Source organism: Vibrio sp. MEBiC08052 (assembly GCF_001506075.1).
Lineage (GTDB): Bacteria > Pseudomonadota > Gammaproteobacteria > Enterobacterales > Vibrionaceae > Vibrio.
The window spans coordinates 1,798,290-1,816,386 of sequence record NZ_KQ947475.1 but is presented as its reverse complement, the minus strand read 5'-3'; the positions used below and the strand labels follow the sequence as shown (position 1 = coordinate 1,816,386).

The following is an 18,097-nucleotide window of genomic DNA, read 5'->3' as shown; positions in this document are numbered from 1 at the left end:
TTCTGATTAAATAATAAATTGATGATACGTGTTTTATTAAGACTCCCGCGATAGTTGATTGGGGAGCGGTTAAAAAAATAATGCTAATATGATTTGAGAATTCGCGGCTATGAATAGTGCAAATTCGCCTTTGGGAAATGAGCGACATTTATTGTGGATTATTCAACTGGCGCCAATATTTGTCGTTGGTTGTTTGGCGCTTGTGCTGAATAGTTATTTGTATGAAGCGGATCGGCAACGATTAGCTGAAAATAGCAACGCGTTGTACCATGAGATGATGCTCTCAGAGAAGTTGTTGACGCAGCAGCATGTCGCATTGATCCATAAAGAGTTCGAGCGGCAAAAGTCCTACTTGATGCAACATCTTCAGTTTCAAGTTCGTCAACGGGTTTACGACGCATATGAACTTATACATCACCTTTATTATCAGAAGAATGCCCTTTCTCCGGAAGAGATAAAACTTGCCGTCACGCAGGCACTTCAATCTCAAGGTGAGCTTCCTCGTTCTAGTTATTTCTTTATTCAGTCCCGCCACCAATCAGGCATGTTGAGGAAACAACCTGAGCATATTCAAGTTCTACCAGCCTCTTTTCATCCCGACACATCCGTCTCGGAAGATTTTCTGAGACAGATTGAACGTCAGGGTGAATCTTTTTTTCGTTGGGATGTTCAGTCCCAATTCCCCTCATCTCTATCGGAGCCGAGTCAGAGAGAAAAGATGGGATTCGGTAAGTATTTTTCCCCATTGGGGTGGGTTGTCGGTGCAGTCGAAAATGTTGCAGATATGGAACACAACGTCCAACAGTCATTACTCAAGTGGATTGATCAATATCCTTATGAACATGTTCGTCACCAAAATGGTGGTGCATATATGATATCGGTCATCGATCAGTATGGTCGGGTTCTAGCCCAGAATGAATCTGCCTACATCGGCAGACAACTGAAAGAAATATTGTTACCTGAAGGGCACACCAATGCTTGGCTATCATTTGCGCAATCTCATCTTCCCAGTCGTTTTGTGCAAGGACGGATGATATTCAGCAATGGGTCGATGAGCGATGACTCAATGCTTTATATAGAAAGTTTGGGGGATTGGGGGTGGCATGTCGTGGCTGGATTTCCTATGGCGCGTTTTGATGATTACTTCCAGCACAAGTTCGAACAGATCAAACAGAAAAGTGATCAGGCGCTGTGGAATATCGTCATTTTCAGTGTGTTGTTCTCTGGTATGGTTTTACTTTTGTCTTTTTATATCGGTCGGCTCATCGCAGGGCGATTTTACCGCTATCAGGAAAAAATTCGTCAGCATATTGAGCATGTTGAAGATACTCGGGATCAGATGCATTTTATGGCCATGCATGATGTATTGACCTCATTGCCCAACCGGATGATGTTTTTGAAGGGCATTAAAAAGGAAATATTCAGACTGCGCTCTCAATCGCAGGTGCAATATTTGGTGATTGTGTTTGTTGATCTGGATGAGTTTAAGAAAATTAATGACACATATGGTCATGCGATGGGCGATCAGCTATTGATGAGCGTAGCCGAACGTTTCCGTCACTTACTGGGTGAGCATGATTTTGTTTCAAGGTTCGGGGGCGATGAGTTTGTCTTTTGCTTTTCTGAGCTCATAAAAAAAGCCGATGCAGAGCATAAAGTTTCACGAATACAACGGGTGTTCGATGAACCTTTTGAGTTGGGTGGAATTCAATTACAAACGACATGCAGTATCGGAGCCAGTTTATATCCTGATGATGGGAAATCAGCAGAGGAATTATTGCATAAAGCCGATGTTGTGCTTTATCAGGCGAAGAAAAAACGCAGGGGCAGTGTGGTCTTCTACAATCAGGAGATTCATGCACATTTGCAACATTTCCTTGCGATTGAGGCACAGCTGCAACATGCATTGCGTAAACATGAAATGTTTATCTGCTATCAGCCGTTAGTGCACGTCAAAACGTGGAATGTGCTCGGTCTTGAAGCTTTGGTTCGGTGGGATAATGATGTCCTCGGTGCGGTGAAGCCGGAAGAGTTTATCCATATCGCGGAAGATGTCGGTCTGATTTATACATTGGGTAACTATATTTTTGAACGGGCTTGCCGGGAGGTTTTGGCGTTGAGTCCGAATGGTCTTTATGCATTGAGCCTGAATGTCAATGTGTCGGCTAAACAGCTTCTAACACCGGGATTTGTGGATGACATTGTTGCGATCATTAAGCATGTGGGGATTGATATCAGTCGCATCCATATTGAAATTACAGAGAGTGTTTTTATTCGTGAGTTTCAGCAGACTAGGGAGGTTTTACTCTCTTTGAAACGGGCTGGTATTCGCATCTCGCTGGATGATTTCGGTAAAGGTTATGCCTCCCTGAGTTACCTCAATCAGCTCCCGATTGATGAAGTCAAAATCGATAAAAGTTTTATCGATAAGATGTTATGTAGTGAAGAGAGTTGCTCTCTGATTAAAACAATACTGGCGATTGGGCAGTCAGCTCCCTTCAGTGTGGTTGCCGAAGGCGTTGAAACCTACGCACAATTACTGGCACTGACCAATCATACTGCGACAGGATGTTTGGTTCAGGGATATTATTTTGACAAACCGATGAGTGTCGAAATGATTCAGCAAAGGATGCGCTCTTCAAAACGTTGGGACTGCGGTGCTCGGTAAGATTTGTGAGAACATTTCTAGACAGGTGGATATCCTTGTAGCAAGATAAATCGAACTCTAGTCATAAAAGGATACACCATGTTTAGTCACATCGTCGTTGGTTCAAACGATATTGAAAAATCAAAAACGTTTTATGATGCAATTTTGGCAGTTCTGGATTACCCGGCAGGGGTGATTGATGAGAAAGGTCGCTGTATTTATGCAAATTCTGAGGGAGTTCTGATCGTCACACCACCGATTAATGGTAAGGAAGCAACACCGGGGAATGGTATGACCATCGGTTTTAAAGCCGCGAGCCCGGAACTTGCAAATGTGTGGCATCAAGCGGGAATCGAAAATGGTGGGGTAACATGTGAGGATCCTCCGGGTATTCGTGCCTATCCCAATCGGGAATTATATTTAGCCTATCTACGGGATCCGGCAGGCAATAAACTTTGTGCGGTTCATCATATTTCTTAATCAGATCAAACCGACCAATACAATTCATCCCGGATATACCGGGATGAATATTCAGTGATTTCACAAAAATAAATTTATAAATTAAAGTACCGCAGCGATCGCTTTACACAGTGGCAACATGTTGCTCTTCGTCATACCGGCAACACTAATGCGTCCGGATCCGACAATATAAATACCAAACTCATTTTTTAGCTGTGCCACTTGTTCAGGGTTTAGGCCTGAGAATGAGAACATACCGTTTTGACGGGCAATAAAACTGAAGTCTTGCTCAACGCCTTGTTCTTTCAATGTCGCAACAAACAGATCACGCATTTCCTGAATGCGATCTCGCATTTCTGCCACTTCCTGAATCCACTCAGCATAGAGTTCCGGATGGTTCAGAATTGTGGTAACGACCGCAGCACCGTGAGCGGGTGGGTTAGAGTAGATTGAGCGGATAATACTTTTCACTTGAGAAAATGCAGTCGTTGCAATCTCTTTAGATTCTGCCACCAGCGTGAATGCTCCGACCCGTTCGTTATACAGGCCGAAATTTTTCGAAAACGAGCTGGCGACAAGTAGCTCTTGATTGTAACGGGCAAAGACACGCAGACCAGCGGCATCTTCTTCAACCCCTTTGGCAAAGCCTTGATAAGCAAAATCGAAAAGAGGAATCAGTCCTTTCTCTGCGACAAGTTTAGCGAGGGTTTCCCACTCTTCAGCTGTCGGGTCGATACCAGTCGGGTTATGGCAGCAACCATGTAATAAAACGATATCGCCAGCTTCTGCACCTTGCAGGTCGGCAACCATCGCTGAAAAATCTTTGTCTTTGGTTTCCGCGTTGTAGTAGCTGTATTGCGCGACTTCGAGGCCGGCAGCCTTAAAGACCCCGTTATGGTTAGCCCAAGTTGGATTGCTGATCCAAATTTTAGAGCTGCTTAAATGAAGTTTGATGAATTCACCGGCGACACGGAGTGCGCCGGTTCCGCCCGGTGCCTGAGAGGTTTTGGCTCTTTGGCTGGTGACAATTTCCGCATCGACCCCAAACAGTAGTTTTTGCACTGCCAGTGCATAATCAGCCATTCCTTCAATGGTGAGATAAGATTTTGTTTTTTCTGATTCGAGCAGTATGGCTTCTGCTTTTTTTACTGTCGCGAGGATCGGCGTCTGACCGGACTCATCTTTATAGATCCCGACCCCGAGATTAATTTTTTCTGAACGGGGATCGCTTTTGAACTCTTCAGTGAGTCCGAGAATAGGATCAGCCGGTGCTGCGACAACTTTTTCAAACATGTTTTTCATCCGTGTAAAATTGAAAGGAAATGGTGAATTTTTATGCCAGTTTCGTGACATCGTAATGCAATTATTTATACCTCTATGGCTATCTTGTTACAACCGTCACACGATGAAAAAAGTAAATAATTTTTTATTCTGTTTCACGCGCATGGAAAACGGCCTTTCGGCATATAGTCATCAGAAATCATGAAGGGGGGAACAATAAAAAAATGCCACCGTAAACGATGGCATTAAGACCTGTAAACTGGTACTTCACTTAGAAGTTAGCTGAACGTGGTGTTCTCGGGAATGGAATTACATCACGGATGTTACCCATCCCTGTGACATAAGAGACTAACCGTTCGAAGCCGAGTCCGAATCCTGAATGCGGGACGGTGCCATAGCGGCGCAAGTCACGATACCAGTTCATGCTTTCCGGTTCGATCCCCATATCGAGCATCCGTTGGTCAAGGATGTTCAAACGTTCTTCACGCTGAGAGCCTCCGATAATTTCACCGATTCCCGGCGCGAGTACATCCATCGCGGCAACAGTTTTACCGTCCTCGTTCATCCGCATATAAAATGCTTTGATATCTTTCGGATAGTTTTTCACCACAACCGGTGCTTTAAAGTGCTCTTCAGCGAGGTAGCGTTCATGTTCTGAAGACATATCGATGCCCCACTCAACCGGGAACTCAAATTCTTTACCGGAATCAAGCAGAATTTGAATCGCATCAGTGTAATCAACTTGTGCGAAATCTGACTCAACAAAGTTTTCCAGACGGTTAATCACATCTTTATCGATTCTTTGGGCAAAAAATTCCAGATCATCACGACGCTCTTCAAGTACGGCTTTAAAAACGTACTTGAGCATATCTTCAGCAAGTTTGGCGATGTCGTCCAGTTCGGCAAATGCAACCTCTGGCTCCACCATCCAGAACTCCGCTAAGTGGCGGCTGGTATTGGAGTTTTCTGCTCGGAATGTCGGACCGAACGTGTAAATTTTGCTCAGGGCACAAGCGTAGGTTTCACCGTTTAACTGACCTGAAACGGTCAAGAATGTCTCTTTACCGAAGAAATCTTCACTAAAGTCCACATTACCTTGTTCAGTTAGCGGCAGGTTGGTCAGATCCAGCGTTGAAACGCGGAACATTTCACCGGCACCTTCACAGTCAGCGGCTGTGATCAGTGGCGTTGAAACCCAGAAAAATCCCTGCTCATGATAAAAACGGTGAATAGCCTGAGAAAGACAGTTACGCACCCGGGCAACCGCACCAATCACATTGGTACGTGGGCGCAGGTGAGCAACTTCACGCAGGTACTCAATTGAGTGACGGGTTTTCGCCATCGGATAAGTATCCGCATCTTCGACCCATCCGACAACTTTGACCGCTGTTGCCGCCAGCTCAAAGTCCTGACCTTGTGCCGGAGACGCGACGATTGTGCCGGTTACTTCGACAGAACAACCAGTTGTCAGCTTTAACACTTCTTCATTGTAATTATTGAGATTATTCGGGACCACGGCCTGAATCGGGTCGAAACAAGAGCCGTCATAAATGGCAAGAAACGAAATTCCGGCTTTGGAATCACGACGTGTACGGATCCAGCCGCGGACAGTAACTTCACTGTCAACCGCGAGCTTGCCGCTTAATACGTCAACAACAGGCGCGTACGTCATAGTAGTGTTGGTATCCTTTAGTCAATTAATTATTACAAATCAAAAAATTATGCCGAAAGTGTTGGGGGCGGTCTCTGACCGTCATCTTTCCCCAGCATCAATAAAGCTTAACAATACACTAAAATCAATGACTCTTGAATGGTTTAGCGTGAAGAAAGCCGGAGAAGTGTATCCATTGACGACGTTTTTAAGACATCTTGCACCGTGATGATTGAACTTTGTTCAATTGAAACGGGGAAGCGACAGACTGACGATGCCTGAGTCATCATTTTCATCCTCATTTTTTATTCACCACTATGTCGCAAATCGATATTGGTGAGGCATTTAAAACACTTCATTTTCTATGCATGTGAATAGACGAATGCACATGTATGCCAGTGTGCTGAGGCAGCAAGATGCCCAACGCTCTGCTATAAAGTAATGATAAGGGGAACCAATTATCGGTTCTCTTTATCTTTTTCTCATCGACATTCGTGGTCAGCATGTCTTCATGGTCTGAACCACTAATAATTCAGCATAAAACAAGAAACGGATTTTTGTAGGAGCGAGTCATGAGTATCAGCGTATTTGATCTGTTTAAAATTGGTATTGGACCGTCCAGTTCCCATACCGTCGGTCCCATGCGGGCCGCCAGTCTTTTTGCTGAAGCACTGGTGAGTCAGCAATTGTTGACCAGTGTCGAGCGGATTGAAATAAAATTATACGGCTCGCTCAGTGCAACGGGTGTCGGGCACGGCACCGATAAGGCTGCTGTGATGGGGCTGATGGGATATCAGCCGGACACCATTGATCCCTCAGTGATTGAGCCGACAATCCAGAAGACGATAGATACAGGCATGTTACGGCTGGCAAAACAAAAGACGATTTCTTTCGACTGGCATACCGATTTACTGTTCGTTGATGAAGTTTTACCGTATCACCCCAACGCAATGTATCTGGCTGCTTACGGGGCTGATAGTACAGTTGTGATCGATAATACTTATTATTCGATAGGAGGTGGGTTTGTGCTGGATGAAGCATCCATTCAGAAAACGGAATATGTCATACCACAGATTGAACTCCCTTATGAGTTTACGAGCGCGAAAGAGTTACTTGAGATTTGCCAGAAACACAAGTTGCGGATTAGTGAATTGGTGATGAAAAACGAGCAAATTTGGCGGACGATACCGGAGATCGAAGCCGGGATTGCTCAACTGTGGCAAGTCATGCAGGAATGTATTGCCAGCGGCATTGAACAAGAGGGGATTCTACCCGGAGGACTACAGGTGAAGAGACGAGCGGCTTCTCTGTATCGCTCTTTGATTCAATCCAGCGACGACAACGTGATATACACCTCATTGAGTGGTATGGACTGGGTCAATCTTTATGCGCTGGCGGTGAATGAGGAAAATGCTGCCGGTGGGCGGATGGTGACGGCACCGACCAATGGTGCGGCGGGAATTATGCCTGCAGTATTGATGTATCACATGCGTTTTCATCCGAAGGCCAAAGCGGAAGATATCAATAAATATTTTCTGGCGGCCAGTGCGATTGGGGCTTTGTGTAAAATGAATGCCTCGATATCCGGTGCTGAAGTTGGATGTCAGGGTGAAGTCGGCTCTGCCAGTGCCATGGCTGCCGCTGGATTGACAGAAGTGCTTGGCGGTACCCCGGGGCAGGTTGAAAATGCGGCTGAAATCGCACTGGAGCATAATTTGGGGTTAACCTGTGATCCCGTAGGAGGGTTGGTTCAAGTCCCTTGCATTGAACGAAACGCAATTGCAGCGGTGAAATCCATCAATGCTGCCAATATGGCGTTACGTGGTAATGGAGAGCATTTTATTTCTCTTGATAAAGTGATCCGCACGATGAGAGATACGGGACGGGATATGCAGGATAAATATAAAGAAACATCTCGCGGCGGATTGGCGGTCAACGCAGTAGACTGTTAAACCAGTTGCGCGTGCGCGCTTCGAGCCGTTAACTGCATCAACTGACGATTATATTAGTTTGATCAACTTAGCATGTGACAATAGCGCGTTTTCGCGTATAATAACTTGTTTGTTTTTATTTTAAGTTATTGATATTTATAGAGTTTAAGATGATCATATATAAAGAGTTTACATTTGAAGCCGCCCATCATCTGCCTTATGTTCCTGAAGGCCACAAATGTGGGCGTCTTCATGGGCACTCTTTTCTGGTCCGAGTTTCCGTGGAGGGAGAGGTTGATCCTCAAACGGGTTGGGTGATTGATTTTGCAGAGATTAAGGCTGCATTTAAACCCATTTACCAACGCCTCGACCACTATTATCTGAATGAGATTGAAGGATTAGAAAACCCGACCAGTGAAGTGCTGGCACGGTGGATCTGGCATGAGCTGAAGCCGAACCTGCCATTGCTTAGTCAAATTGAAGTGAAAGAAACCTGCACGGCAGGGTGTGTCTATCGCGGTGAATAACCACAGAATGAGTAAGCGGCCTGATCACAGTGACGCAGACTAAAAAAGCGCCCTTCATCATGAAGGGCGTTTTGGTTGGTACCCAAATATGTTCAGCTCAGTTTCGCAACAGCTTCTAGCAAGTCACTTTGACTGCTAGGCCACCTTGTGAAGTCTCACGATATTTCGCGTTCATATCTTTGCCGGTTTCGAGCATGGTTTCGATGACCTTATCGAGAGAAACCCGGGGGGCAGAAGAACGTCGCAATGCCATCCGCGTGGCATTGATGGCTTTCACCGCGGCAATCCCGTTTCTTTCAATACAGGGGACCTGAACCTGACCGGCCACCGGATCACAAGTCAAACCGAGGTTATGCTCCATAGCTATTTCCGCAGCCATACACACTTGTTCCGGACTCCCGCCCAATAGCTCAGCCAGACCAGCTGCGGCCATAGAACAAGCCACACCGACTTCGCCTTGGCAACCGACTTCTGCACCTGAGATCGATGCATTGCGTTTGTAGAGCCCGCCGATTGCACCGGTGGTTGCCAGATAGCGAATATAATCTTGCTCATGTACCGTCTGAATAAACTTATCGTAGTAGGCCAGTACCGCAGGGACGATACCGCAAGCACCATTGGTTGGGGCGGTAACGACGCGCCCACCGGCAGCGTTTTCTTCATTGACGGCAAACGCATACATGTTCACCCAGTCAATGACCGCCATCGGATCGTTCGACGTCCGTTCAGATGTTTGAAGTTGCTGGTTGAGCGCGGCTGAACGGCGAGGCACGCGTAATGGCCCGGGCAGAATCCCTTCGGTTTTCATACCTCTGGCGATACAGTCTTTCATGGTCTGCCAGACTTTGCTCAGATGCGCATGAATCTCTTCTTCGGTCCGCAGTGCTTTTTCATTTTCTAACACCAGTGTACTGATGGATAAGCCCGATTCACGGCACTGAGTGACTAATTCTGAGGCACTGATATAAGGGTAGGGAACTTCATCAGATGATTCGATCGACAGACCAAAGTTTTCTTCATCGACAATGAATCCACCGCCGATTGAATAATATGTCTTGGAGTAGAGTCGTTCATCGTTCTGCCAAGCGTGGATTTTCATCCCGTTCTCGTGCAGAGACAGATTACTGGTATGAAACGTCATCCCGTCTGCTTTGAGGAAATCGACCTGATGGTCATAGCAGATGATAGGGAGTTTTTCCGTCTGTTCGACCTGACGGATAAAATGAGGAATCTGATCGATTTCTACCGATTCAGGGCTATAGCCAGCCAGCCCGAGAATGGTCGCGGTATCGGTTTGGTGGCCTTTCCCTGTCAGCGACAGAGAGCCGTAAACATCAACCGTAATCTTGGTCACATTGGGTAAAATTGCTTTCTGGTATAGCTCGTCAATGAACTGTTTCCCGGCCTTCATTGGCCCTACCGTATGAGAGCTTGATGGCCCTATGCCGATTTTAAAAATGTCAAAAACACTAATCATAGATGGCGTACTCACAAACAGCTTATATCAATAAATAACAGCAAATAATGATTTCATCCCGCATGACAGTCAGTGATTTCGTCTGAGCAGGATGAAATTGCGGAGGAGAGTACATGACTCCCCCCGTCTACACAACTGATAATCTGCTTAATCTACGGTTATTTTTAGGATATATGAACGGCCTCAAAGTGCTAAAAACTGAGCCCGAGATATGCGCCATACATCCGATATTCGTTCTTGCCGCTGTTTGCTGTTTTATAGTAGCGGGCGTAGGTTGCCAGTTTCAGCCGGAAAAGTGACAGTTCAACCCCGATTTCAGGATAAACCCCGACCGTTAGGTCTGAATCGCAATTGGTATAATCATAACGATTGTTTACATTGCTATATTGTTTATCGCACATTTTATTTTGTCCGGAAAACAAGCCAGCCCCCATATAGCCTTTTAAAACGGGTGTACCAGTTGTCAGATGAAATCCGGCGTTAATCCCTTCGTAAAGATTTTGATCGTGGGCAAACCACATCGCGGCAACATTGAATTCTGTAAACTGGGAGGTAGGGACACGGACACCAAGTTCAAAAACACCGCCTTGGTTGATATCTTCATGGAGATATCCCATGTAATAGGTGCCTTTTTCTGCGGCTGCGCTGGCATAGAAGGGGGCCAAACATAACGGGAGCAGTAAAAAATATTTTTTGTTCATGGGGAGATTTCCAACTATCTGGATAAAATGAGTTCAATCCTATATTCAGAGGATAAAATTGTGATAGGTAAGTTGTTGATGTGCATCAGCTTATACTACATTTCACGCTCAATTGCTACTATGTTTCTGAATGATAGGCTTGCGCATTGATCTGTTGTTGTAAGGCGTGAACGATCTGAGCAGTTGCACCCCAGATAAAATGCCGTTGATAAGGGATCGCAAATACCTGGTGGCGGGCATTTTTCAGGACAAAGGTAGCATGATGCAGATTACGGGGATGGAGTAAGTAATCTGCGGGCACTTCAAATACTTCTGCAACTTCATTGGGATCCATGGTGACTTGATAGTGGGGAGAGGCAAATGCCACGACCGGTGTTACGGAAAAGCGACTGACGGTTTTTAATGCCGGCAGACAGCCGATTAATTCAACCTGTTGCTGAGTCAGACCAATCTCTTCGGTTGCTTCTCGAATCGCCGTCGCGTAGACGGATGTATCCCATCGTTCACATTTGCCACCGGGAAAACTGACCTGCCCCGGATGATGTTTCAGATGCGCTGCACGTTTGGTAAAGATAACATTCAACCCCGTTGACCGTTCAACAAAAGCAACCAATACCGCAGCTTGGCGTAAGTTTTGCTCACTAAGATGTTTGGTTTGCGACAATGATTCCGAGGCATAGTCGCTGGGCTGACGGAGTTGAAAGTCTCTTAATATCGTTGCTCGGGTCAGGTGCATCTTCAGTCTCGTTGTGGCTGATTTGATGATAATATCGGTAATATGCGACTTAGTTTATCAAATGTTTCCTGATATTCGCTGTCACACTCACTATCGGCGACGATACCGCCACCGGCCCAGACATAGAGCTGTTGCTTCGTGGCAATCAGGGTCCGAATCGTAATACTGGTGTCCATCTGACCATCGCGACTGATATAGCCGATACTCCCGCAATAAACACTTCTGCGCTGGGGTTCCAGTTCTTCAATAATTTCCATTGCCCGAATTTTCGGGGCGCCGGTAATTGATCCCCCCGGGAAGCAGGCTCGCAGCAAATCTGCTGAAGTGTAATGAGTTTCTAACTCTGCTTGGATAGTGCTGACTAAATGGTGAACCGCCGGAAAACTTTCAATCGCAAATAATTGAGGGACATGGACACTACCGGGTTTTGCCACCCGGCCGATATCATTGCGCAATAAGTCGACAATCATCAGATTCTCGGACTGATCCTTTTCCGATGCGGCTAATGTTTGTGCATACTGCCGGTCAAGGCAGTGATCTGCGCTACGCGGCATCGTGCCTTTAATGGGCTTTGTTTCAATAATCGGTGCTTTATATTGCAGAAAGCGCTCCGGAGAGATACTTAAAATCACACCTTCCTCGATTCGCAGATAAGCAGAAAACGGGGCGCGGTTTTCATTTTCCAATTGTTGATAGGCTTGCCATTCACTGCCGGTATAGCCAGCTTGAAAACGCTGAGTCAAGTTGACTTGATAGCAGTCTCCGGCATGCAGATAGTCATGAATGGCGTTGATCTTATCCCGGTATTCGTTTTGAGTCATGTTCGCTTGCCACTCTGATGTCAAACGAAACGTGGGCTGTTCAACCGCTTGTTGTGTTATGAGCCATTGTTCCGCAGCGTCGATCCCGACTCCGACCAATGCTGCCGTTTGCTGACGATGATCGACAACCAATGCCCAAGTATAAATCCCAACCGCCATTTCTGGCAGCGGAATATCTTGTGCTGCTTGTGCGGGTAAATTTTCAATCCGTCGTCCCAAATCATAAGCAAAATAGCCAAGTGCACCGCCGACAAAAGGATATGTGCTGATCTCATCAAGGGCTGGGGTGTATTGATTTTGGTAGCGAATCAGGAGTTCAAATGGATCGTCGGGTGATGTGGCTTGACTGTCACTTGTTTGAATGTGAGTGATGGTACCTTGTGTTTTCAGCGTGACAACGGGCTGAGCAACAAGGATATCATAGCGGCTGTCGGTATGTTCCGCCGGAGAACGCAACAGCATCGACCAAGGCAGGTTTTCAATGCGAGAGAAATACTCAATGGCGAGCCGAGGATGATATGTGAGTGATTTGTGTTCAATGTATCGGTCAGTGGCATTCTTCATGGCTGTTCATTTGTATAAACTGTGACGAAAAGTCCAATCGTCGCATAGCTTGTTGGTGTAACCAAGAGTATCATAAAAAGCAATGACTATAAGTAATATAAGCCCGTGAAATCTCCGGTAAATGACAGTTTTTGACGCGCTGCAGTTAGATTGTCTGTCGTCTGAAATAACTCCGGAAGCATAAACATAATGAGGTAAGCAATGACGCTAATTCGGAAAGAAGATGTTATCAGTAGTGTGGCTGATGCGCTTCAGTATATCTCTTATTACCATCCGCTTGATTTTGTTCAGGCATTAAAGAAAGCCTATGACCGCGAAGAAAGTCAGGCCGCGAAAGATGCGATCGCCCAAATCCTGATTAACTCTCGTATGTCTGCCGAAGGACACCGTCCGATCTGTCAGGACACCGGTATCGTGACTTGTTTTGTCAATATCGGTATGAATGTTCAGTGGGAAGGGGATATGACGGTACAGGAAATGGTTGATGAAGGTGTTCGTCAGGCATATACCAATCCGGAAAACCCACTTCGGGCATCAGTCCTGCACGATCCTGCGGGGAAACGGATTAATAGCCGTGACAACACGCCGGCTGTCGTTCATATCAACATGGTTCCCGGTGATCAGGTTGAAATTCAGATTGCGGCCAAAGGGGGCGGCTCTGAAAACAAAACTAAAATGGTAATGCTCAATCCGTCAGACGATATTGCGGAGTGGGTCGAAAAAACATTACCAGCGATGGGGGCTGGCTGGTGTCCGCCGGGGATGCTGGGCATCGGTATCGGTGGTACGGCAGAAAAAGCCGCGGTACTGGCAAAAGAATCTTTGATGGAACATATCGATATTCAAGACCTGATTGATCGCGGCCCGCAAAATGCCGAAGAAGAGTTGCGTCTGGATATCTTCAACCGAGTGAATCGCTTGGGGATTGGTGCTCAAGGGCTGGGTGGTTTAACCACTGTGGTTGATGTGAAGATCAAAACCGCGCCGACTCATGCTGCATCGAAGCCTGTCTGCCTGATCCCGAACTGTGCAGCAACCCGTCATATTCATTTTACACTGAATGGTAACGGGCCGGCTGAGTTTGTGCCGCCAAAACTGGAAGACTGGCCGGATATCACTTGGGAAGCGGGCGAGAACACCCGTCGTGTCAATCTCGATCAGGTGACCAAAGAAGATGTCCGTCAATGGAAGACCGGTGAAACCCTGCTCTTGTCAGGCAAAATCCTGACCGGACGCGATGCAGCCCATAAACGTATCCAAACCATGCTAAACAATGGTGAAGGTTTACCTGAAGGTGTAGATCTGAAAGGCAAGTTTATCTATTACGTCGGGCCGGTTGATGCCGTCGGTGATGAAGTCGTTGGTCCTGCAGGTCCGACAACATCAACGCGCATGGACAAGTTCACCGACATGATGCTTGACGATGTCGGTGTGATGGGCATGATTGGTAAAGCTGAGCGCGGTGCTGCTACGGTTGAATCGATTAAAAACCATCAGGCGGTTTATCTGATGGCTGTCGGTGGTGCAGCTTATTTGGTTGCAAAAGCGATTAAGAAAGCCCGTGTTGTGGCATTTGAAGATCTGGGGATGGAAGCTATCTACGAATTTGAAGTCGAAGATATGCCGGTGACTGTGGCGGTTGATTCTCATGGTGTCAACGCGCACCAGACCGGCCCGGATGTCTGGAAAGTGAAAATCGCAGAAGCCGAAAAATAAACGCTTTGCGCTAATTAAACAAAAGCCTCTATTCAGAGGCTTTTGTTTTTGGGGCTTATTCCGATGGGGGGATGACTGACATCGGAATCATTAATCATTGAATCGTTGTTGTTGTGAATAATCTGTTGCTCACTCTATGTGACTCGCACTGTTGCTAATAAAGCGCGTATCTCCGTTGCGCTGATAACCAATGATTAGATGTTGCTGATATTGATTGATTTCAGATCCACTTGATTATTATTGCCAGTGTAATCATTTTTGTTATCGCTAAATGTGCCTTGGCTGAATACGTCTTTACCGGGAATATAGTCTGCACTGCTGACGCCATCACTGAATTCAATATTAAATGGGGTCGCACTGGAAATATTATTCAGACTTTGTTTGATCAGCGGGGCATCCGCATCGCTTGAAGTAAAGGCTCGATTGATCCTGAATATCAGATGATTACTGACAAACGTATCGTTGAATGTGGTGAGTCGGTAGGAGACTGAGCCAATATCGTTGGTCAGAATATTATTCCCGCCAACAATGACCCCGCTGTTTGGCCGAACAGATAAGATAGTCCCGGCTTTGTTATATTCGACAATAAAGTCACCGACAGTCCAGCCTGTCTCATAGTAAACATTGGGGATGCCTGATGTATTGCCGACTTTAATCCGAATGTCACCGTCATCGAATGTGGAATTATTGTTAATGTCGAATGTGACCGTGGCATGTTCTTTTTCTATCTGGTCTTCATTCAACTGATTATACAAGTGAACGGAGATATCAAAGCCATTGGTAATATCACTGAACCCTAATCCATTGGATTGGTAATTGACAAGGGGGTTTGAACCACCGTCAGAGCCACCGCAGCCACCGAGTGATACCATCAGCATGGTACTGTAAATTACTTTTTTCATTATTATTGTTTTCCATTAAATAATTGTTTCGTAATTTGGCGAATAAAAAACATTGAGTTATGTGTTTTTATTATAAAATGAAAAACATCAGTGAAATGTAGCGCTTATCGTTAGTCATGTGACAGATTGTGACAGCGGCTTTATAAAATCTGCGATGTGCCGTCTTGTGGAATGATGAAATACTTTCAATTTTTATCCAGTTTGGTATGGTTTGCTACCCATTCAATTTTACGAGAACAACCATGCAGTGGTTCAAAAAATTCATCCTAATTGTCGCAATCATTACTGCCAGTATTTATATGTTGAGTGTTGGCGTGCTGACTTATCTGTTTTCTTCTGCTGACGATGAACCGCAGGGACAGGAACAGATCTCTGAGCAGGCATCTGTCTCAGAAGTTGTGACAGCCAATGACCAGTTATGGCTTGGCTAGTGATTCGGTTTGTGAATGATGCTTATGAATGGGGGATCGGGACCTGATAGACATCTTCTTCAATGACGGTGGCCATATTTAAGAAGGTTTCATAAGTAGAACTCAGCAATAGTTTATTTTCCAGCCATAGTGGAATATGACCAGCAGCACTGCCTTGACCTTGATACGAGATCTGCGTCTGCTGGTGATTCAGTCGAATAGCTTGCCATTCTCCACTCACATCTTTCATTCGCACATAATTCCGCTCAAGGGGATATTGATCACCAACGTCTTGTACGCTAATCGTTAATTTCTGGGCTTGCGGATCATAATGAATGACGGAATCGATGACCATGTCCCGATCTTCAACAGGCCAAGGGGCACTGTAATAAACATGGATAATCCGTTCATGAGCGGATTTGGTTTCAATCACGACCTGACGGCAGTTCGCAATCCATTCGGGGCCACGTTGTGCATCGTGCAATAAGGCAACTAAGGCACCGGGAATGGCTTTAACAATTGCGACAGCTTTAACTTCTATATGGTTCGTTGTCGTTTTGTGGCTGTATACTTTGACGCTACCATGTGTTTTATAGAGCGACCATTGCTCTGTAGATGATTCTGTTGCGTAAGCAAATGTGGGTAGGTTAAGCAGCAGCAATACAGCCAGTGCAATCAATCTCATGATGTTCAGATGTCCTTGATGATATTGAGGAATATCCTCAGCTTAGTTTTACCATCATAGCGGTGCTATCACCTGTTAGCGAGAGGGAAATCAATATCCCCCTCATAAGATTGTTTTTTCACAACATGTCCGATCTTTTTTGCGGAGATAACTATCAACACCGAGCGAGTTTTAACCGCTGTCCGAACAAATTAATCAGCGCACCGGAGACGATAAGAATACCGCCGGTCAAAGTCCAGACCGATGGAATTTCATCAAATACGACGATACCGATGATCACGGAAATCACGATCTGCACATAGGCAAATGCTGAAGCTCTGCCGGCATCCTGAGTCTGCATTGCTTTGGTCAGTCCATACTGGCCCACCTGAGTGAATACACCAACCAAAATCAGCAAGATGGTGATATTGAAATCAGGCCAGACGAAATCATCACCAATCAGCAAAGCAGCGATCGGTAGTGCAACCAACGGGAAATAGAAAATAATCACTGAGCTGTCTTCTGTCGGGCTCAGTTTTTTGACAATCACATAAGCGATGGAACTGCCGAATGCACCCATGAGAGCGAATGCGATGCTCAATAAGGGAAGCGGTGTAGTCGATTCGGAGGATATATCTGACTGCATGATAAAATAGAGTCCGAGCAGGCAGGTCACAATACAGATGATAGTTGCCGGCTGAACCCTTTCTTTTAAGAAAAATACAGCTAACAGGGCTGTAAACACCGGATGGATATACTGTAAAATCGTCGCTTCAGCCAGAGGGAGAGTGGTCACAGAATAATAGATGCAAATCAGTGCGACCGTACCGACAGCCCCTCGGGCAAACAGCAACGGTTTATTGTTGCCCCAGAGAGAAATCTTTTTACGTTTGACATCGATATAACTGATGACAAGAGAAACCAGTGCTCGGGCGGCAACGATTTCGAAAACGGGAATCCCGTACTGATTTGTGGCTTTGACACATGCGGTCATGAGGGCAAATCCCAAAGCAGACAGAAACATAAATTGGACACCGATGGGAAAAATCGGTTGTTGGGATGATTTCATTTTTATAACAGCTTATATTGGTCAGTAGATTGGAGGAAAGAGAGACATCGCATTTTAGCTTGGTTAGGGTGATTTGTCTCTCTTTTTGCTGGTTTATAAAAGATGAATAGCCGTTCAGTGTGAGATGTATTTTTTATGAATTTAGATGAGTACAATGCGTTCTGTCGTTCATTACCGGCAACGACTTATGTGGTGCAGTGGCACAATTCTCATGTTTGGAAGATCGGTGGCAAGGTGTTCGCGATTGGGAGTCTGAACCGAGAGGGGCAGTCGGCATTTACGTTTAAAACATCGGCTCTTAACTTTGACTTTTTAAGTGAGCAACCGGGATATCGACCAGCCCCTTATTTTGCTTCCCGCGGGATGAAATGGATCCAGCATGATAAAAGTACAGCCGAAACGGATGAAGCATTGATGTATTATCTTACTGAATCTTACCGAATCGTTTCATTGGGATTGAGTCAACGGACACAGCGAGCGCTGGGACTGAATCAGTCCCCATCACCCTGAGCCACAGCGCTGCATTTTTATATAGCTTGAG

At 45.7% G+C, this 18,097-nt stretch carries 16 protein-coding genes; 7 read left to right on the top strand and 9 right to left on the bottom strand.

Annotated elements, in window-relative coordinates:
- Positions 1-109 precede the first annotated feature (109 nt).
- Both VRK_RS07925 and VRK_RS07920 read left to right on the top strand, forming a co-directional pair.
- Complete coding sequence (locus VRK_RS07925; protein WP_059120867.1) at positions 110-2,668, top strand: bifunctional diguanylate cyclase/phosphodiesterase; 2,559 nt, start codon at positions 110-112, stop codon at positions 2,666-2,668.
- Between the two features lie 78 nt (positions 2,669-2,746).
- Complete coding sequence (locus VRK_RS07920; RefSeq protein WP_059120866.1) at positions 2,747-3,127, top strand: VOC family protein; 381 nt, start codon at positions 2,747-2,749, stop codon at positions 3,125-3,127.
- 81 nt (positions 3,128-3,208) lie between these two features.
- Here VRK_RS07920 and VRK_RS07915 read toward each other — a convergent pair whose 3' ends face one another.
- Positions 3,209-4,399: an amino acid aminotransferase gene (locus VRK_RS07915; RefSeq protein ID WP_059120865.1), complete on the bottom strand. Its 1,191-nt coding sequence runs from the start codon at positions 4,397-4,399 to the stop codon at positions 3,209-3,211.
- 259 nt (positions 4,400-4,658) lie between these two features.
- Positions 4,659-6,059 (bottom strand): asparagine--tRNA ligase, encoded by a 1,401-nt coding sequence (gene asnS, locus VRK_RS07910; RefSeq protein ID WP_059120864.1) that lies wholly within the window; start codon positions 6,057-6,059, stop codon positions 4,659-4,661.
- Positions 6,060-6,610: 551 nt separating this feature from the next.
- On the opposite strand from asnS, the gene VRK_RS07905 reads away from it, so the two are divergent.
- Positions 6,611-7,990, top strand: coding sequence for an L-serine ammonia-lyase (locus tag VRK_RS07905; protein ID WP_059120863.1), 1,380 nt, complete (start codon positions 6,611-6,613; stop codon positions 7,988-7,990).
- A 149-nt stretch (positions 7,991-8,139) separates the two neighbouring features.
- Positions 8,140-8,496, top strand: a complete 357-nt coding sequence (gene queD / locus VRK_RS07900; protein ID WP_059120862.1) for a 6-carboxytetrahydropterin synthase QueD — start codon at positions 8,140-8,142, stop codon at positions 8,494-8,496.
- Positions 8,497-8,611: 115 nt separating this feature from the next.
- On the opposite strand, the gene VRK_RS07895 is transcribed toward queD, so the two are convergent.
- The 4 genes from VRK_RS07895 to pabB all read right to left on the bottom strand — a co-directional run bounded on the left by VRK_RS07895 (position 8,612) and on the right by pabB (position 12,795).
- On the bottom strand, positions 8,612-9,973 hold the full coding sequence (locus VRK_RS07895; protein ID WP_059120861.1) for an L-serine ammonia-lyase: 1,362 nt from the start codon (positions 9,971-9,973) through the stop codon (positions 8,612-8,614).
- 191 nt (positions 9,974-10,164) lie between these two features.
- The gene (locus VRK_RS07890) at positions 10,165-10,674 is read right to left on the bottom strand and encodes a hypothetical protein (RefSeq protein WP_059120860.1); all 510 of its coding nucleotides are present in this window, start codon (positions 10,672-10,674) and stop codon (positions 10,165-10,167) included.
- Between the two features lie 118 nt (positions 10,675-10,792).
- Entirely contained in the window at positions 10,793-11,410 is a 618-nt protein-coding gene (locus tag VRK_RS07885; RefSeq protein WP_059120859.1) for a CoA pyrophosphatase, read from the bottom strand.
- A gap of 2 nt (positions 11,411-11,412) precedes the next feature.
- Positions 11,413-12,795 carry an aminodeoxychorismate synthase component I gene (gene pabB / locus VRK_RS07880; RefSeq protein ID WP_059120858.1) on the bottom strand — a complete coding sequence of 461 codons (1,383 nt, stop codon included), beginning with the start codon at positions 12,793-12,795 and terminating at the stop codon, positions 11,413-11,415.
- 201 nt (positions 12,796-12,996) lie between these two features.
- Between pabB and VRK_RS07875 the strand changes: the two genes are divergently transcribed.
- Entirely contained in the window at positions 12,997-14,511 is a 1,515-nt protein-coding gene (locus tag VRK_RS07875) for a fumarate hydratase (protein WP_059120857.1), read from the top strand.
- Positions 14,512-14,705: 194 nt separating this feature from the next.
- Here VRK_RS07875 and VRK_RS07870 read toward each other — a convergent pair whose 3' ends face one another.
- A complete protein-coding gene (locus VRK_RS07870) occupies positions 14,706-15,413 on the bottom strand; it encodes a hypothetical protein (protein ID WP_059120856.1) in 708 nt (235 codons plus the stop codon).
- 242 nt (positions 15,414-15,655) lie between these two features.
- Between VRK_RS07870 and VRK_RS07865 the strand changes: the two genes are divergently transcribed.
- Positions 15,656-15,844: a hypothetical protein gene (locus tag VRK_RS07865; protein ID WP_059120855.1), complete on the top strand. Its 189-nt coding sequence runs from the start codon at positions 15,656-15,658 to the stop codon at positions 15,842-15,844.
- Positions 15,845-15,866: 22 nt separating this feature from the next.
- Here the strand turns inward: VRK_RS07865 and VRK_RS07860 are convergent, their stop codons facing one another.
- On the bottom strand, positions 15,867-16,508 hold the full coding sequence (locus VRK_RS07860; RefSeq protein WP_059120854.1) for an SRPBCC family protein: 642 nt from the start codon (positions 16,506-16,508) through the stop codon (positions 15,867-15,869).
- 154 nt (positions 16,509-16,662) lie between these two features.
- Entirely contained in the window at positions 16,663-17,556 is an 894-nt protein-coding gene (locus VRK_RS07855; protein WP_059120853.1) for a DMT family transporter, read from the bottom strand.
- A 135-nt stretch (positions 17,557-17,691) separates the two neighbouring features.
- Between VRK_RS07855 and VRK_RS07850 the strand changes: the two genes are divergently transcribed.
- Positions 17,692-18,066, top strand: a complete 375-nt coding sequence (locus tag VRK_RS07850) for an MmcQ/YjbR family DNA-binding protein (RefSeq protein WP_059120852.1) — start codon at positions 17,692-17,694, stop codon at positions 18,064-18,066.
- Positions 18,067-18,097: the final 31 nt, after the last annotated feature.

Bases quoted from the DNA above. Each gene is read 5' to 3' on its own strand.
- VRK_RS07870 (WP_059120856.1), bottom strand. From the start codon at position 15,413: ATGAAAAAAGTAATTTACAGTACCATGCTGATGGTATCACTCGGTGGC.
- VRK_RS07915 (WP_059120865.1), bottom strand. From the start codon at position 4,399: ATGTTTGAAAAAGTTGTCGCAGCACCGGCTGATCCTATTCTCGGACTC.
- VRK_RS07905 (WP_059120863.1), top strand. From the start codon at position 6,611: ATGAGTATCAGCGTATTTGATCTGTTTAAAATTGGTATTGGACCGTCC.
- VRK_RS07895 (WP_059120861.1), bottom strand. From the start codon at position 9,973: ATGATTAGTGTTTTTGACATTTTTAAAATCGGCATAGGGCCATCAAGC.
- VRK_RS07920 (WP_059120866.1), top strand. From the start codon at position 2,747: ATGTTTAGTCACATCGTCGTTGGTTCAAACGATATTGAAAAATCAAAA.
- VRK_RS07875 (WP_059120857.1), top strand. From the start codon at position 12,997: ATGACGCTAATTCGGAAAGAAGATGTTATCAGTAGTGTGGCTGATGCG.
- VRK_RS07860 (WP_059120854.1), bottom strand. From the start codon at position 16,508: ATGAGATTGATTGCACTGGCTGTATTGCTGCTGCTTAACCTACCCACA.
- VRK_RS07865 (WP_059120855.1), top strand. From the start codon at position 15,656: ATGCAGTGGTTCAAAAAATTCATCCTAATTGTCGCAATCATTACTGCC.
- VRK_RS07850 (WP_059120852.1), top strand. From the start codon at position 17,692: ATGAATTTAGATGAGTACAATGCGTTCTGTCGTTCATTACCGGCAACG.
- VRK_RS07855 (WP_059120853.1), bottom strand. From the start codon at position 17,556: ATGAAATCATCCCAACAACCGATTTTTCCCATCGGTGTCCAATTTATG.
- VRK_RS07885 (WP_059120859.1), bottom strand. From the start codon at position 11,410: ATGCACCTGACCCGAGCAACGATATTAAGAGACTTTCAACTCCGTCAG.
- asnS (WP_059120864.1), bottom strand. From the start codon at position 6,059: ATGACGTACGCGCCTGTTGTTGACGTATTAAGCGGCAAGCTCGCGGTT.
- VRK_RS07890 (WP_059120860.1), bottom strand. From the start codon at position 10,674: ATGAACAAAAAATATTTTTTACTGCTCCCGTTATGTTTGGCCCCCTTC.
- queD (WP_059120862.1), top strand. From the start codon at position 8,140: ATGATCATATATAAAGAGTTTACATTTGAAGCCGCCCATCATCTGCCT.
- pabB (WP_059120858.1), bottom strand. From the start codon at position 12,795: ATGAAGAATGCCACTGACCGATACATTGAACACAAATCACTCACATAT.
- VRK_RS07925 (WP_059120867.1), top strand. From the start codon at position 110: ATGAATAGTGCAAATTCGCCTTTGGGAAATGAGCGACATTTATTGTGG.